This window comes from Endozoicomonas sp. G2_2, from assembly GCF_017744135.1.
GTDB lineage: Bacteria > Pseudomonadota > Gammaproteobacteria > Nevskiales > Salinisphaeraceae > Salinisphaera.
This window is the reverse complement of sequence record NZ_JAGHQU010000024.1, coordinates 15,006-29,729: the sequence shown is the minus strand read 5'-3', so window position 1 is coordinate 29,729 and position 14,724 is coordinate 15,006. Positions and strand designations below refer to the sequence as shown.

The window sequence follows — 14,724 nt, the reverse complement described above, 5'->3', positions numbered from 1 at the left end:
CCTGCTGGGACCGATCGGCGACATCCCGCCGGCCGAGGCGGAAAAACACTTCTATGCCACACTCACCGAGTCTGCCGAGGCGGCATGACTCAAACCCACGAGCCTCCGGTAATCCCGGGGTGATTCACAACTGTACTTATGTTGTGTAGCGCGCTGTTTCAGCGTTAAGCGAGCATGCAGCAGCTACTGGGAGTTTGAGCCGGCCAGGTTAGAAGGTAACGGCAGGTAGGCACTTGCTGGTATAGTTGTGTGAATAGATCACACAATAGGTACTGTAATGGGTAGAACAACCAGTATCACTATTGGTCCGCAAATGGATGATTTTGTGGGCGAATTGGTGGCGTCCGGCCGTTATGGTTCGACCAGCGAGGTCGTACGCTCCGCCTTGCGGTTGCTAGAGCGACAGGAGCAGGCGACCGCGGCGCTAAGGGCAGCCGTTGCGGCAGGTGAGCAAAGCGGGGAAAGCGAAGAATCGATTCACGATATCGCCTGTCGGGTGAAGCAACATCACGATGTATAGGCTCTCGAACCTGGCGGCGAGAGACTTCGAGACGATTTACGAATATACGCTCTTGAACTTCGGCACCGGGCAGGCCGACGTGTACACAGAGCAGCTAGACCAAGTCATGCGGCTATTGTGTGGATCGCCGCACGTCGGCCGCGAATGCTCTAGCATCGGCGACGGGGTTCTTCGCCACGATCATCGGCACCACGTTATTTTTTATCGGGTTCGCGCGGAAGACATCTTCATCATTCGGATTCTCCATAGTCGAATGGAGCCGTTGCGCCATCTCGGTGAAACTAATGGCGACTGAAGTGGCAGGCTCTCGTGGTTTGCCCGGTGGTCGCTCGCTTGACACGAAAAAGGGTGACCGCTTCCGGCCAATAGCGGACCTAATCAGGTCTCATGAAATAGTAGGCTGGGCCTCCTAGTCTGGCAGCAGTTCTAGTGTTCGAGCACGAAAAAGATCACCTCGCGGAACACATAGGCCGCCGTGCCCCAGACCAGCAGGCTGGCGGCGCCGATACCCACGAACCACAACAGACGGCGTCCGGTTTCATTCATGACGACTCCGACTTATCCGGCAGCTAGTGATAGCCCATGTCACGGCTGACCTTGCCCCGAAATATCCAGTACGACCACCCCGTATAGAACAGGATGAACGGCAACAGGATCACCAGGCCCACGAGCAGAAAACTCTGTGTTTCCGGCGGCGAGGCAGCGTTCCATATGGTCAGATGCGGCGGAATGATATGCGGCCAGAAGCTCGCCGCGAGCCCGCCATAGCCGACGATGAACATCGCCAACGAAAGCAGAAAAGGCGCGTACTCCCGCCGCCGGCTCACGCTCCAGTACAAGAAATACGACACCACGATCGCGGCGATCGGGAACGGCACCAGCAACAGCGCATGCGGGAAACCGAACCAGCGCTCGGCATAGTTGCCGTCGAGGAACGGCACATAGATGCTCACCACCGCCATGAACACGATCACGGCCGTCAACAGTACGCGCGACCAGCCATAGGCGCGCCGCTGCAACAGGCCGGTGGTTTTCATCACCACCCAGGTCGCGCCCAGTAGTGCATAGCCGGCCACGAGTGCAGCGCCGGTAAGCATCGTGAAGCCCGAAAACCAGTCGAACGCGCCGCCGACATACTGGGCGCCGTTGGCCTCGATGCCCTGCACGATCGCCCCGAGGGTTACGCCCTGGAAGAACGTCGCGATCACGGAGCCGAGATTGAACGCCAGATTCCAGCCGAGCTTGCGCCGCGCCTTGAAACGGAACTCGAACGCCACGCCGCGAAAGATCAACGCGATCAGCATGCCGGTGAGCGGCAGATAGAGCGCCGGCAACAATACCGTATAGGCCGGCGGAAACGCGGCCAGCAGCGCCACGCCGCCGAGCACCAGCCAGGTTTCGTTGCCGTCCCAGATCGGCGCGACCGAGTTCATCATGATGTCGCGTTCGGCCTCGCCATAGGCCACGCCGCAGAGGATGCCGATGCCGAGCACGAAGCCGTCCAGCAGCACGTACATGATCACGCCGAAGCCGATTATGCCGAACCAGATCAGCGGCAGGATTTCGATCAACGTCATGACTTCTCTCCCACCGGCTCGTTGGGATACGACAACGGCCGGGCCGGGGTCGCATACGGGTCGGGCACCGGGTGCGCAGGCGCTTTTTCAGGCCCGGTACGCACCACGCGCACGATGTAATACAGCCCGGCGCCGAAGACGATGCCGTAGACGATCACGAACGTGATCAGCGTCGCCAACACGCTCGGCGCGCCCACCGGCGAGAGCGAATCCGACGTGCGCAGCAGGCCATAGACGGTATAAGGCTGGCGCCCGATCTCGGTCGTGATCCAGCCCGCCAATACGGCGATGAAGCCCGAGGGAATCATCGCCACCAGATACCGATGATAGGCGCGCGAGTCGAGCAGCCGGCCGCGAAACGCCAGCCACAGCCCGAGCATGCCGGCGAGCAGCATGAGCAGGCCCAGCCCCACCATGATCCGGAACGAAAAGAAGATCGGCGCGACCGGCGGGCGCTCGCTTGGCGGGAAATCCTTGAGGCCGACCAGTTTGCCGTTCCATTCATGGGTGAGAATCAGACTGGCGAGATTCGGCACCGCGATCTCGTAGTGGTTGGTTTCGTTCTCGGCATCCGGCCAGGCGAACAGCGCCAGGGCGGCGCCTTCTTCGGTATCCCAATGCGCTTCCATGGCCGCGATCTTGGCCGGCTGGTATTCCAGCGTCTTCAGGCCGTGGAAATCGCCGGCGACGATCTGCAACGGTGTGACGATGGATACGAACGCCACACCCATGATCAGCATTACCCGCGAGGCCTCGTGGGCGGTGCCTTTCAGCCGGTACCAGGCGCCCACGCCCAAAATCACGAAGGCGGTGGTCAGATACGCCGCCAGCACCATGTGCACGAGCCGATACGGAAACGACGGGTTGAACACAATCGCCCACCAGTCGGTGGGATAGAACACGCCGTCGCGCAGCTCGTAGCCGGCGGGCGTATGCATCCAGGAGTTGGCCGACAGAATCCAGAACGCCGACAGCATGGTGCCGATCGCCACCATCGCGGTGGCAAAGAAATGCAGCTTCGGGCCCACCTTGTTCCAGCCGAACAACATGATGCCGAGGAAGGTCGCCTCCAGGAAAAAGGCCGTCAGCACTTCATAGGAGAACAGCGGCCCCAGCACCGGCGCGGTGGCTTCGGCGAACACCGACCAGTTGGTGCCGAACTGAAAGCTCATCACGATGCCGGAAACCACGCCCATGCCGAACGACACGGCAAAGATCTTCACCCAGAACTGGTAGAGCCGGCGAAACACGTCGCGACCGGTGAACAGGTGCATGCCTTCGCACATCGCCAGCCAGCTCGCCAGGCCGATGGTGAAGGCCGGGAACAGGATATGAAACGACACCACGAACGCGAACTGTATTCGCGACAGGATTTCCGGATCGAGAGCCATGCTTTTCACCTAGGAAGCTGCTTATCGAAGTATACCGGAGGGGGTATATAGCGTCACTATTCAATCGCGACTTAAATTACATGGCGGCTACGGAGAATAAGTCGGACCGCAGGAAGACGCTCGATTCAGATATGACGCACCAAGGAGGCTGTCAATGTATAATTTAGTAAGGCTTATTTCCTAGCTAGTAAACACAATGTCCGAAAATGCCGACATCCTTCCTTTCGACCAGGAATGGGAAGCCAGCAAGTCCGCACTCATTCGGCGTCTGAAACGCGTCGAGGGGCAAGTTCGCGGCTTGCAGGCTATGCTGGAACGTGATGCCGAATGCGAGGACGTAGCGGTTCAAATGACCGCTGCCCGCAAAGCGCTCGACCGTACCTTCTATAACATGCTGTCCTGCGTAATCGAGCGAGAGCTGTCTTGCCAGAAGCTTGATGCGGCCGATGCGCGCGAGCGTCTTAAGTACGCTACGGAGCTATTGTCACGCTACGGCTAGGTACGAGTTGCCGAAAGAAACCGATCGGCTAGCCACCCGCCCAATAATATGGCGGGGAGAAAGATAGCGGCTTCTCGAAAGTTGAATACCAAGGCTGCCAAGGCCGGTCCGGGGCAATAACCTGCTAGCCCCCAGCCAACTCCAAAGAGGGCGGCGCCCGATAGTAATCGTCGATCGATAGTCAGCGAGCTGGGTCGGTGGAATGTAGACCCGAATAGCGGGCGTATCCGTTTTCCCAAGAAAGCATTCGTAAGGCTGAATACGGCGAGAGCCATGGCCATGACCAGAGCAAGGCTCGGATCCCACCGGCCGACGGGATCCAGAAAAGCGAGCACTTTCTCCGGGTTCACCATTCCAGAAATCGTCAGCCCGATACCAAAGACCAGGCCGGACGCTAGCGTGATCACGTACTGCATCCGCTCAGCCCGTAAAAAGATGTCGCGTGATAACCGCTGTAACCACGCCGCAGATAAAGAAGACAAGGGTGGCAGCAATGGATCGCGTCGAACCGCGCCCAATTCCGCACACGCCGTGGCCGCTGGTGCAGCCTGACCCTAATCGTGTGCCCATGCCAACCAGCACTCCGCCCGCTATGAGCAGAGGCGTCGGAAAGTTCGTGCGTTCCGGCACGGCGTTCGCGCTGAATAGGGCGATTAGTACAGCGCCGCCGACTATGCCAACCAGGAACATACCTCGCCGCATACGGTCGTCCGTGCGACGCCTTACGACACCGTGCAAATGGCCGGAGATTCCAGCAATACGGCCCGTTCCGATCCATAGCAATGCCGCCGCCGCGCCGATAAGCGCCCCGCCGGCCGACGCAGTCAGCGGCGTGAAATCAAACACGTCGAACACGAAGTTATTCCGTTAGATCCGGGCGTGGCTTGGGTTTCGGCCAGTGCCAGTCCAGTCCGCGTAGCATGACCTGCCAGTACAAGGCCGGGAAAAATTGGCTTTTGACTGGCCAGTACATTCGCCGCGAAGTCCGCGGATCCAGTGGAAAACTAGAGACCACTTCACCACCGTAGCGGAACTCGGCCAGCATGACCTTGCCATGCGCGACCGTGAGTGGGCACGCCCCGTAACCGTCGTAAGCACGTTTTTTAGCCGATTCCCCCAGGGCCGCGCGCAGTTCAGCGACCACGACTGGGAACTGGCGGCGTACGGCGGCCATGGTCTTCGCATTGGGGGTGTCGGTGCAGTCACCCAAAGCCAGCACATTATCGTAGCGGGTATGCGTGAGCCGGTTCTTATCGACGGTGACCCAGCCGGCGTCGCCCGCGAGTGGACTTCCCTTGATAACGTCCGGCGCAGACTGCGGCGGCACCACGTGGAGCATGTCGAAAGCACGCGTTACTGGCCCATCGTCAGTCGAAAAGGTGGCTTCGTGCTTTTCACCGTCCACGGCCACTAGATTGTGTTTGAAATAGGGCGTCGCTCCATACGAAGCAATAACTTTATCGAGCTCCCGTGCATAGGCGGGGACCCCGAACATCGCACCGCCTTGATTATAGAACCCGATCTCCGCCGATATCCCGCGTTTGCGCAGCGTATCGGCGGTCAAGTAAAGCGCTTTCTGCGGAGCGCCGGCGCACTTGATTGGCATAGCTGGCTGCGTAAACAACGCCTTGGCGCCATGGGTCAGCGATTGGGCCAACTCGTGGGTATAGGGTGCGAGGTCGTATCGATAGTTCGAGGTTACGCCGTTGCGCCCCAGAGTCTCGGAGAGACCCTCAATGGCTTGCCAGTCGATCTGGAGGCCTAGTGCCACTACCAAAAAGTCATAGGTAACTGACTCGCCGGAGGCCAACTCGACGCGATTTTCGTCCGGTGCGAACGCACTGATCGTGGCCCGGATCCAGCGGGCCTTGTCCGGCATAACTTCTTCCTCGCGCCGCTTTGTGTCTTCGGCCCGCATGTCGCCACCACCTACGAGCGTCCAGCCCGGCTGGTAGTAATGCACGTCGCTCGCCTCGATTACAGCGACATCAAGTTGAGGCGATTGCCTCAGTAGGGCGGCGGCGACTGATAGCCCGGCTGTACCACCGCCCGCGACAACGACGCGATGATGGCTTGTGTTGCTCGACATGATTTACTCCGTCTTGCTACGTATACCCCTAAGGGTATAATAGAACCCGAAGGCATTTGCAAATAACCGATTCTTAGGTTGGTGCAATTCTGGTTTCCACAGATTAGAAGGAAGACAACCATGGCGAGCGGCACTCCGGAAGTCGTCGGATTCTTCGACGAAAAGACTTTCAGCGTTCAGTACGTCTGTGTCGATACAGTCAGCAAACGCTGTGCGATCATCGACCCGGTACTGAACTACGACGAGAAATCGGCGAGCACGAGCACGGAATCCGCCGATGAGATCGCGGCGTTCGTGCAGTCGCGCGGGCTCACGGTCGACTGGATTCTGGACACACATCCGCATGCGGACCATCTCTCGGCAGCGATCTATCTTCAGGGGCTTTTCGACGCGCCGCGCGCGATCGGCGAGCACGTCATCGACGTCCAAAAGCTCTGGAAGAAGATCTACAACTTCGGTGACGACTTCAAAACTGACGGACACCAGTGGGATCGGCTTTTTGGCGATGGCGACACGTTCACTGTCGGCGAGCTTGAGGCGAGGGTAATGTATTCGCCGGGTCATACCCTGGCCTCGATCACCTGCGTGATTGGCGATGCCGCGTTCGTGCACGACACGCTGTTCCAGCCCGACTTCGGTACCGCACGAGCAGATTTCCCAGGCGGCGATGCAGCCACACTCTATCGCTCGATCCAGGCCATTCTTGAGTTGCCGGACGAGACTCGCCTTTTCACCGGTCATGACTACATGCCGGATGGGCGAGAACCGCGCTGGGAGTCCACGGTGGGCGAACAGCGGGAGCGTAACCCGCATCTGCAGAACATGGACGAATCCGCGTATACGGCCTTGCGAAACAAGCGTGATGCGGAACTACCGCTGCCCGCGCTCATGCTCGCCGCGCTTCAGATCAATACGCGGGGAGGGCGCCTCCCTACGCCGGAGAATAACGGCACCGCGTACCTGAAGATCCCAGTGAACGCTTTCTAAAGAGAGCGAGGCAATGCGCAACGTTCCTCACCGACGAGCCGGAGCAAGTCGCACGCCTACTAATTCAGCATCTGGAGAACGATATGAGCTCGATTAACACCGGGATAGATGAAGCAGGTCGGATGAACACCGGCGAAGGTTTGAAAAAATTGCTCGCTGATTCTTATACGTTGTATCTGCAAACGCATAACTTCCATTGGAACCTGACCGGCCCGCGCTTTCGCGAGTTGCATCTTATGTTCGAGGAGCAGTACACGGAGTTGGCTGCGGCCGTGGACGAGATCGCGGAGCGCATACGCTCGCTCGATCAGGTCGCGCCGGGTACATATCGCCAGTTCTCGACTTTGAGCTCGATCTCCGAGGTCGAAGACGTGCCTAATGCAGATCGTATGGTCGAGGTTCTAGGTGCGGGACATGAAAAGGTCGTGATGACATGCCGGGATGTACTGCAACGCGCGCAGCATGCCGGTGACGAGTCTTCGGCGGCTCTTGTCTCTGATCGTATGCGCGTGCATGAGAAGACGGCTTGGATGTTGCGGGCGATGGCTAGCTAAGAGAGCGCACGAACATTCTTACTGGGGCACGACAGCGTAGCCGCGACTTTGAAAGATCACCAGATCGCTGAGCGCCGACAATGCAACATCGACCTCATTGTTGACCCATGACTGATCGAACGCATGCTTGGCGAGCGCCTGGCCGCAGACGTGCAGGGTAACGCCCGCCTTGCGTAGGGCGGCGATCAGCGCGGTGTTGGGGTTGGCCTGTCCGAACTGCTTCTCGTATTGGGCGTCATTCAGAATACCGGGTGTCGCTGGCCCGTGAACCACAACCACGAAGTCGAGCTTTTCAGCGGGCACGCCGGCCGATGCGAACACGTTCACGGCCCGTGCGACGCGTTCCAAGCCCGGGTTCAGCTGGTCGGGGCTCTTCGCTGCTTTGGTCACATCGAATACGGCTTTGTGCTCGGCCTTGACTGAGGGCTGATTGGCTGCTTCGGGGAGTGGTTTGATGCCGCCATAGCCTTCGATGGCCGGGTAGCGCCAGTCGCCCCCTGCGGCCAAGGCGGGGCCAACACTAGCCAATGCGACACTCAAGATGATGAGAGTTGTACGAAACATTGGGGTCATAACGAGCTCCTTTATGCGTTACTGAATGGTTGAACACTGGGCTGGGTGCGCTCGATCCAGTGCCTCCCAAGGCTCTGGGTCAATGTCAGTCCGGGTGTGCCGGATATCGGTTGATACGGCCACCCATGCGACTCCAAACCAGCCAGTCTTCGTTCGAACGTTAGGCGGCGCTCGAGAATTCGAACGACGGTGGCCTTAGCCGACGTGGTCGTATTTGCGTCGGTAGCAGTGGGATCATCGATTCGCTCACCCAACGCAGGAATGGCTTTTTGCTGCGCCGTGACTGCCGTTGGCAGGTGCAACGCGTCAGCTGAAGATGCCTCGATGACCACGATTGCCGCGCTGAACGCCCTGATCAGGGTTTGGGTCCCAGAATCTTCTCTACGTCGTCGCCGCGTGGCATGCCCTGTTTGAGTCCGATATCCCCGTTGGTCTTGCGATAGAGAATCGTCGGCGTGGCGAAATAGCCCAAGGCCTCCATGAGGGCGTTGTTGTCCTGGACCTTGTCGCGAGCGGCGTCCGAAATATTCTCGGTGACTTCGATACCGCCGCTGGCGTAGTTGCGCTCCTGGCGTTCCAGTGCAGCCTCCGGATCATCAGCGCCGACGATCGTGGCGGCCTTCGGCACGCTGTCGGCTTTGAGAATACCGACCATGACGTGGCGGATCTGGACGTCACCCGCTTCCACCCAGGGGCGTGCTGTCTGCCAGAACTCGTTGCAGTAAGGGCAGTTCGGATCGGTGATCTCGTAGACGATACGGGGCGCGTCGGCGTCACCATCACGGACCCAAGTGGCGTCTTCCAACTGGTCCCAAGCCTTCTTGTTCTGCGGTCCCGACGATATACGCTCCAGAGGGTCGGCCGTCAGATTGTTGCCCTGTTCGTCGACTAGCGTGCCGAGTACTGCATGCTTGCCGTCCTCCGTTACATAAATCGCCATTGGCCGGCCCTGGACGGTAGCGGCGTATCCGGTCAGCCCGCTTGGGGCATCGAAAGAGCCGAGAATATTCATTCCACGATCCTCCATCGCCGCCACGGGCGCCGGTGAATCGGATTCTTCTTCGGGGGCGGCCCATGCGACCAGCGCGTACATGCCGATGGCGGTAGCGGTGATCGTCAGGATTAGAGATAGTCGTGCGGTTCTGGTCATGGTTGTTCCTCATCATCGTGAGAAGAAGCAGTGGGCGCCGTGTCGAAACGTTCGAGAGCGGCGGTGAGAGTCGCGCGCGACAGCTGGCCCAGATGGCTGTCGACCAAACGCCCGTCGCCGTCGTAGAACAGTGTCGTAGGCAATGCGGCTGAGCCGGCCTGCTTGGCCAGATGCCCGCCCGAATCGCGCAGCACGTGTTCGATGTGTAGATCCTGGCTGTCGAGGAAACTCTGGATGGTGGGCGTTGCCTCGGCTTGGTTCGCGAACACGAACAGCACATCATCGCGCTCGTTCTGGGCGGCCTCGAGGACGGGCATCTCCGCACGGCAGGGCGGACACCAGGTCGCCCATAGATTGACCACCATCGGCCGGCTCTCGGCTTCGGCCTGTAGCGTAGCGAGATCGGTGGCGCGGCCATCCAGCGTCTGCAGCCGTGCCTCGGGCAGGCTCGCCGCCTGCTGTTCGATCAGGGTGAGCGCGCCGCCGGTCAGCCCCCAGGCGAGGCCGCCGGCGACCAGCGCGGCGGCCAGCGGTGCGCGCAGCAGCGGCCGGCGCCAGACCACGAAGCTTGCATAGATGGCCATGCCGAGTAGCCCGCCGATTGCATCGAAACCGCCGTCCCGGATGTCGATAATACCCAGCGGCGCCGATCGGTATTCGCCGAAGTAACGGCCCACGAACACAATGCGGGCCGCCACCGCGCCGGCCAGCGCCAGGTTGAACAGCGTGTCGGTGATGGGCACGTCGCGCCGGCGCGCGGCGATCTTGCCGACCACCAGCGCTGTGGCCAGCGCGAACAGCATCAGGGCATGGGCGACCGAGATCGCCAGCGGGCCGAGGTTGAAGGACAGCATCAGGAATTCTCCAAGTCGTCACGTGCGCGCTCGAGGTGATCGAGGAAGGCCTCGGCGTCCAGCTCGCCGACGATGCGCGCGCTGCGGGCCTCTTCGCCGTCCGGGCCGATCAGCAGCAGGGTGGGTGGGCCGACGACGCCGTAGTGGCCCATCAGCGCGCGGTCGGCGGCGTCGTTGTCGGTCACGTCCGGGCGCAGCAGCTGCACGTCGTCCAGTGCCGCCTGTACGCGGGCGTCGCCGAAGACTTCGGATTCGATCACCTTGCACGAGATACACCAGTCGGCGTAGAAATCCACGACCGTCCAGCGGCCGTTTTCGCCGGCCTTGGCCACTTGCGCATCAAGAGCGTCGAGATCGGACACGGGCTCGAAACGGGCCATGAAGTCGTCTGTCTGCGCACCGGCTTCGCCGCCCGCGTCGGTCGTGTTCGCGGGCGCGCCGGCAAAGGCCAGCGGCCGCATCGGATCGCTGGCGCCACCGGCGGCGCCGATCACCAGCAGCGCGCCCCAGAGGCCGATCAGAAGGCCGGCTACGCGCGCGATCATCGCTAGCGGTAGCGTCGCCTGGGCGGCGCGCAGCGCGACCTGATAGAGCGTGGTGCCGATGGCGAGCAGCCACGCGCCCCACAGTCCGAGCATCCAGGGGGCGGGCGTCACGCGGGCGACGAACCACAGCGCCATGCCCAGCAGGACGAAACCGAACACCGCCTTCACGCCGTTCATCCACGGCCCCGGGCGTGGCAGGAATCGGGCCCCGAGGCTGCCGGCGAGGACCAGCGGCGCGCCCATGCCCAGGCCGAGCGCGAACAGCGCGCTGCCGCCGATTAGCACGTCGCCGGATTCGGCGATGAACAGCAGCGCCCCGGCCAGCGGCGCGGTCATACACGGGCCGACGATCAGCGCCGATAGTGCGCCCATGACCGCCGCGCCGCCGAGGCTGCCGCCGCGCTGGGCGCTGCTGGCGCGATCCAGCCGGTTACGCAGGGCCGCCGGCAGCTGCAACTCGTAGACGCCGAACATCGCCAGCGCGAGTGCCACGAACACGAGCGCGAATGCGCCCAGCACCCAGGGAGTCTGAAGTGCGGCCTGCAAGTTGGCACCGGCCAGCGCCGCGGCGACGCCGAGTAGGGCATAGGTCAACGCCATCGGCAGCACATAGGCCAGCGACAGAGTCAGGCCGCGCCGGCCGCGCGCGCCGCTGCCCACGATCAGGCTGGTCAGGATTGGAACCATGGGCAGTACGCAGGGTGTGAATACCAGCAGCAGCCCGAGCCCGAAGAACACCAGTAGCACCCAGGCCGTGTTGCTGTCTGACAGCTGCGCGGCCAACGACTGATCCTCGCCGAGGGCGTCGGATTTCCCGGCTTTGGCTTGCGCCGTCGTAGTGCCGGCGCCTTCGTCGTTCGAGTCCACGGGGGCGGCCGTGCCGCCGCCCAAGTTGTAGTCGGCCAAATCCAGCGTTGCGCGCTGCGGTGGATAGCATAGGCCGGCCTCCGCACAGCCCTGCCAGGTCAGTTCGACGGTTTGAGCGTTACCGGGGTCGACGCGGACCGCGACCGAGTCGTGATATACCTCGGATTTGCCGAAGAATTCGTCCTCGATGGGCTGGCCGTGCGGCATCTCGACGGCGGCCACAGGTGCCGGTTTGCCGGCAAAATCGAATTGATGCCGATACAAATAGTAGCCGTCAGCGATCGTCCAGCTTACGGTCAGCGTGTCGTCCGCGTTGACCGAGACGTCATAAGTAAAGGCCTCGCCCACGGAAAGGAAATCGTTTGACGAAGCCGTACCGGCGGCCAGCGCACTGGGACCGCACAACAAAATCAAGACCACAATGGCCAGCCGACGATACGGGAAAAGAGTCATCTAACGCGCTCCTGTCTGCACTGATGCACAAGATAAGGACCGCGGTTAAGTCAGGATTAAAAAGCCTCTCGCATCAGCAACGGCGCTAGGTGATGATCCACCAGCAATGCCGTGAACAGTGCCATCAGGTAGAAGATCGAATAGCCGAAGGTGCGCATCGCCAGCCCCGGCTTCGGCGCGTATTTCAGCCGGATCGCGTAGATCAGGAACCAGCCGGACAGGCCGATCGCGCTGATCAGATACAACGGTCCGCTCATGCCGGTCGCGAACGGCAGCAGCGACACGATGAACAGCAGCACCGTATAGAGCAGCACCTGGGTACGGGTGTACTCGAGCCCGTGGGTAACCGGCAACATCGGAATATCGACCTCCGCATATTCGCGATGGCGCTCGATCGCTAGCGCCCAGAAATGCGGTGGCGTCCAGATGAAGATAATCAGGAACAGGATCAACGCGTGCACGTCGACTGTTCCGGTGACGGCGACCCATCCGAGCACCGGCGGAGCCGCCCCTGCCGCACCGCCAATGACGATGTTCTGTGGCGTCGCACGCTTGAGATAGACGGTATAGACGCCGGCATAGCCGACCAGCGTGACCAGCGTTAGCCAGGCGGTCAGTGGGTTGACCAGCCAGAGCAGGATCGCCATGCCGATCAGGCCGATGGCGGCGGCAAAACGCGCCGACTGCACCATGTCCAGATGGCCAGTGACCAACGGGCGCTTGCGGGTACGCGCCATGCGCTGATCGGCCTTGCGATCGAGCATCTGGTTAACCGCGGCGGCGGAAGCTGCCATCAGCCCGATGCCGAGCGTGCCGAAAAGAAGTGCATCGATCGGCACCATACCGGGCGTGGCCAGAAACATGCCCACCATCGCGGTGAACACGATCAGAAGCACCACGCGCGGCTTGCACAGCTCGTAGTAATCAGTAAGACGCGTAGGCATGCGCATTATTGAATCGATGCGCACGAAGAATAGCGCGCTACGCCAGTTCACGCGGGTCGATCTTCGGCGGCTGCTCGAAGGTGTGGTACGGCGCGGGCGATGCCACTGTCCATTCCAAACCTCGTGCGCCTTCCCATACACGTCCGGTCGCCTTCTTCCCGGCACCGCGCATGCACATGATCATGTTGTAGATGAACACGAACTGCCCGAGGAAGAACAGCAGTGCGCCCAGCGACGAGATCATGTTGAAATCGGTGAACTGCACCGCGTAATCCGGGATACGACGCGGCATGCCGGCCAGACCCAGGAAGTGCTGCGGGAAGAACAGTACGTTGATCCAGACCGCACTCCACCAGAAATGGAACTGGCCGAGCTTCTCGTTGTACATCACGCCGGTCCACTTCGGAATCCAGTAGTAGATGGCTGCGATGATCGAGAAGATCGCGCCCGGCACCAGCACATAGTGGAAGTGCGCGACCACGAAGTAGGAATCGTGATACTGGAAGTCGACCGGGGTGAGCGCCAGCATCAGGCCCGAAAAGCCACCGATGGTGAACAGCACTACGAAACCGAGCGCGAACAGCATCGGCGTCTCGAAGGTCATCGAGCCACGCCACATGGTTGCAACCCAGTTGAACACCTTCACGCCTGTCGGCACGGCGATGAGCATGGTCGCGAACATGAAGAACAACTCGGCGGAGACCGGCATGCCCACGGTAAACATGTGATGCGCCCACACGATGAAGCTAAGGAACGCAATCGAGGCCACGGCGTAGACCATCGAGTCATGCCCGAACAGCGCCTTGCGGGCGAACGTCGGGATGATGGTCGACACGATGCCGAAGGCCGGCAAAATCATGATGTAGACCTCCGGATGCCCGAAAAACCAGAAGATGTGCTGGAACAGGACCGGGTCGCCACCACCCGCGGCATCGAAGAAGGTCGTGCCGAAGAAGTGGTCGGTCAGCAGCATGGTCACTGCACCGGCAAGCACGGGCATGACCGCGATCAGCAGATAGGCCGTAATCAGCCAGGTCCACACGAACAGCGGCATCTTGAGCAGCGGCATGTCCGGGGCGCGCATGTTCAGGATCGTGACCACGATGTTGATCGCGCCCGTGATCGACGAGATGCCGGCCAGATGGATGGCAAACACCATCAGCGGCAGCGCGTTACCGGTCTGCATGACCAGCGGCGGATACATGGTCCAGCCCGAAGCCGGCGCACCACCGGAAACGAACAGCGTGCCCAGCAGCATCGAGAACGCGAACGGCAGGATCCAGAAACCCCAGTTGTTCACGCGCGGCAGCGCAAGATCGGAACAACCGATCATCATCGGCACCATCCAGTTCGCAAGCCCCACGAACGCCGGCATGACGCCGCCAAAGATCATCACCAGCGCGTGCAGCGTGATCATCTCGTTATAGAAGCCGGGATCGACAAACTGGATGCCCGGCGCGAACAGCTCGGCTCGGATTATCAGCGACATCACGCCGCCGATGAACAGCATGGTCAGCGAAAAGATCAGGTACAGCGTGCCCAGATCCTTATGGTTCGTGGTGCCGATCCAGCGTTTCATCCACGGCCATACGCCATCGGCCAGCGTCACCGGCCCGTGGTGGTGATCGTCATGACCGTGGTGGTCGTGGGTATCGGTCGGATTGACAGTACTCATCACAAACTCTCCAATTCGTAGCGCCCGACTTAGCTCGTTACTCCGT

The 14,724-nt window shown here is 61.0% G+C and carries 16 protein-coding genes; 5 read left to right on the top strand and 11 right to left on the bottom strand.

Annotated features, from left to right (window positions below; all coding sequences use genetic code 11):
• Positions 1 to 277 precede the first annotated feature (277 nt).
• Positions 278 to 520 carry a type II toxin-antitoxin system ParD family antitoxin gene (locus J7355_RS17490; RefSeq protein WP_209065018.1) on the top strand — a complete coding sequence of 81 codons (243 nt, stop codon included), beginning with the start codon at positions 278 to 280 and terminating at the stop codon, positions 518 to 520.
• Positions 513 to 815, top strand: coding sequence for a type II toxin-antitoxin system RelE/ParE family toxin (locus tag J7355_RS17485; RefSeq protein WP_209065016.1), 303 nt, complete (start codon positions 513 to 515; stop codon positions 813 to 815). The genes J7355_RS17490 and J7355_RS17485 overlap by 8 nt, the downstream gene beginning before the upstream one ends.
• Before the next feature lie 274 nt (positions 816 to 1,089).
• On the opposite strand, the gene cydB is transcribed toward J7355_RS17485, so the two are convergent.
• Together cydB and J7355_RS17475 are read right to left on the bottom strand one after the other, a co-directional pair.
• Positions 1,090 to 2,097, bottom strand: a complete 1,008-nt coding sequence (gene cydB, locus J7355_RS17480) for a cytochrome d ubiquinol oxidase subunit II (protein ID WP_280637646.1) — start codon at positions 2,095 to 2,097, stop codon at positions 1,090 to 1,092.
• On the bottom strand, positions 2,094 to 3,488 hold the full coding sequence (locus J7355_RS17475) for a cytochrome ubiquinol oxidase subunit I (RefSeq protein WP_209065025.1): 1,395 nt from the start codon (positions 3,486 to 3,488) through the stop codon (positions 2,094 to 2,096). Before J7355_RS17475 ends, cydB begins: the two co-directional genes overlap by 4 nt.
• 196 nt (positions 3,489 to 3,684) lie before the next feature.
• On the opposite strand from J7355_RS17475, the gene J7355_RS17470 reads away from it, so the two are divergent.
• The gene (locus tag J7355_RS17470; protein ID WP_209065014.1) at positions 3,685 to 3,987 is read left to right on the top strand and encodes a metal-sensing transcriptional repressor; all 303 of its coding nucleotides are present in this window, start codon (positions 3,685 to 3,687) and stop codon (positions 3,985 to 3,987) included.
• Here J7355_RS17470 and J7355_RS18095 read toward each other — a convergent pair.
• From J7355_RS18095 to J7355_RS17460, 3 genes are read right to left on the bottom strand one after another with little or no spacing between them, the layout of a single operon-like run.
• Positions 3,984 to 4,403 carry a DUF6691 family protein gene (locus J7355_RS18095; protein ID WP_348523053.1) on the bottom strand — a complete coding sequence of 140 codons (420 nt, stop codon included), beginning with the start codon at positions 4,401 to 4,403 and terminating at the stop codon, positions 3,984 to 3,986. The genes J7355_RS17470 and J7355_RS18095 overlap by 4 nt on opposite strands.
• Positions 4,404 to 4,407: 4 nt before the next feature.
• On the bottom strand, positions 4,408 to 4,842 hold the full coding sequence (locus tag J7355_RS17465) for a YeeE/YedE thiosulfate transporter family protein (RefSeq protein ID WP_209065012.1): 435 nt from the start codon (positions 4,840 to 4,842) through the stop codon (positions 4,408 to 4,410).
• 4 nt (positions 4,843 to 4,846) lie between these two features.
• On the bottom strand, positions 4,847 to 6,076 hold the full coding sequence (locus J7355_RS17460; protein ID WP_209065010.1) for an FAD/NAD(P)-binding oxidoreductase: 1,230 nt from the start codon (positions 6,074 to 6,076) through the stop codon (positions 4,847 to 4,849).
• A 120-nt stretch (positions 6,077 to 6,196) separates the two neighbouring features.
• Between J7355_RS17460 and J7355_RS17455 the strand changes: the two genes are divergently transcribed.
• Positions 6,197 to 7,063: an MBL fold metallo-hydrolase gene (locus J7355_RS17455; protein WP_209065008.1), complete on the top strand. Its 867-nt coding sequence runs from the start codon at positions 6,197 to 6,199 to the stop codon at positions 7,061 to 7,063.
• Positions 7,064 to 7,146: 83 nt separating this feature from the next.
• Entirely contained in the window at positions 7,147 to 7,617 is a 471-nt protein-coding gene (locus tag J7355_RS17450) for a Dps family protein (RefSeq protein WP_209065006.1), read from the top strand.
• An 18-nt stretch (positions 7,618 to 7,635) separates the two neighbouring features.
• On the opposite strand, the gene J7355_RS17445 is transcribed toward J7355_RS17450, so the two are convergent.
• From J7355_RS17445 to ctaD, 6 genes are all read right to left on the bottom strand, one after another.
• On the bottom strand, positions 7,636 to 8,190 hold the full coding sequence (locus J7355_RS17445) for a DsrE family protein (RefSeq protein WP_209065004.1): 555 nt from the start codon (positions 8,188 to 8,190) through the stop codon (positions 7,636 to 7,638).
• A 355-nt stretch (positions 8,191 to 8,545) separates the two neighbouring features.
• Positions 8,546 to 9,340 (bottom strand): thiol:disulfide interchange protein DsbG, encoded by a 795-nt coding sequence (gene dsbG, locus J7355_RS17440; protein ID WP_209065003.1) that lies wholly within the window; start codon positions 9,338 to 9,340, stop codon positions 8,546 to 8,548.
• Complete coding sequence (locus J7355_RS17435; RefSeq protein WP_209065001.1) at positions 9,337 to 10,194, bottom strand: TlpA disulfide reductase family protein; 858 nt, start codon at positions 10,192 to 10,194, stop codon at positions 9,337 to 9,339. The genes dsbG and J7355_RS17435 overlap by 4 nt, the downstream gene beginning before the upstream one ends.
• Positions 10,194 to 12,059, bottom strand: coding sequence for a protein-disulfide reductase DsbD (gene dsbD, locus J7355_RS17430; protein WP_209064999.1), 1,866 nt, complete (start codon positions 12,057 to 12,059; stop codon positions 10,194 to 10,196). Before dsbD ends, J7355_RS17435 begins: the two co-directional genes overlap by 1 nt.
• A 56-nt stretch (positions 12,060 to 12,115) precedes the next feature.
• Positions 12,116 to 13,009, bottom strand: a complete 894-nt coding sequence (gene cyoE / locus J7355_RS17425; protein WP_209064997.1) for a heme o synthase — start codon at positions 13,007 to 13,009, stop codon at positions 12,116 to 12,118.
• 31 nt (positions 13,010 to 13,040) lie between these two features.
• Positions 13,041 to 14,678: a cytochrome c oxidase subunit I gene (ctaD, locus tag J7355_RS17420; protein WP_209064995.1), complete on the bottom strand. Its 1,638-nt coding sequence runs from the start codon at positions 14,676 to 14,678 to the stop codon at positions 13,041 to 13,043.
• Between the last annotated feature and the right edge of the window lie 46 nt (positions 14,679 to 14,724).

What these genes read in the sequence shown, in the direction of transcription:
- J7355_RS17475 (WP_209065025.1), bottom strand. Translation starts at nt 3,488, where the DNA reads ATGGCTCTCGATCCGGAAATCCTGTCGCGAATACAGTTCGCGTTCGTG.
- J7355_RS17485 (WP_209065016.1), top strand. Translation starts at nt 513, where the DNA reads ATGTATAGGCTCTCGAACCTGGCGGCGAGAGACTTCGAGACGATTTAC.
- J7355_RS17435 (WP_209065001.1), bottom strand. Translation starts at nt 10,194, where the DNA reads ATGCTGTCCTTCAACCTCGGCCCGCTGGCGATCTCGGTCGCCCATGCC.
- cydB (WP_280637646.1), bottom strand. Translation starts at nt 2,097, where the DNA reads ATGACGTTGATCGAAATCCTGCCGCTGATCTGGTTCGGCATAATCGGC.
- J7355_RS17450 (WP_209065006.1), top strand. Translation starts at nt 7,147, where the DNA reads ATGAGCTCGATTAACACCGGGATAGATGAAGCAGGTCGGATGAACACC.
- cyoE (WP_209064997.1), bottom strand. Translation starts at nt 13,009, where the DNA reads ATGCGCATGCCTACGCGTCTTACTGATTACTACGAGCTGTGCAAGCCG.
- J7355_RS17470 (WP_209065014.1), top strand. Translation starts at nt 3,685, where the DNA reads ATGTCCGAAAATGCCGACATCCTTCCTTTCGACCAGGAATGGGAAGCC.
- dsbD (WP_209064999.1), bottom strand. Translation starts at nt 12,059, where the DNA reads ATGACTCTTTTCCCGTATCGTCGGCTGGCCATTGTGGTCTTGATTTTG.
- J7355_RS17455 (WP_209065008.1), top strand. Translation starts at nt 6,197, where the DNA reads ATGGCGAGCGGCACTCCGGAAGTCGTCGGATTCTTCGACGAAAAGACT.
- dsbG (WP_209065003.1), bottom strand. Translation starts at nt 9,340, where the DNA reads ATGACCAGAACCGCACGACTATCTCTAATCCTGACGATCACCGCTACC.
- ctaD (WP_209064995.1), bottom strand. Translation starts at nt 14,678, where the DNA reads ATGAGTACTGTCAATCCGACCGATACCCACGACCACCACGGTCATGAC.
- J7355_RS17445 (WP_209065004.1), bottom strand. Translation starts at nt 8,190, where the DNA reads ATGACCCCAATGTTTCGTACAACTCTCATCATCTTGAGTGTCGCATTG.
- J7355_RS17490 (WP_209065018.1), top strand. Translation starts at nt 278, where the DNA reads ATGGGTAGAACAACCAGTATCACTATTGGTCCGCAAATGGATGATTTT.
- J7355_RS18095 (WP_348523053.1), bottom strand. Translation starts at nt 4,403, where the DNA reads ATGCAGTACGTGATCACGCTAGCGTCCGGCCTGGTCTTTGGTATCGGG.
- J7355_RS17460 (WP_209065010.1), bottom strand. Translation starts at nt 6,076, where the DNA reads ATGTCGAGCAACACAAGCCATCATCGCGTCGTTGTCGCGGGCGGTGGT.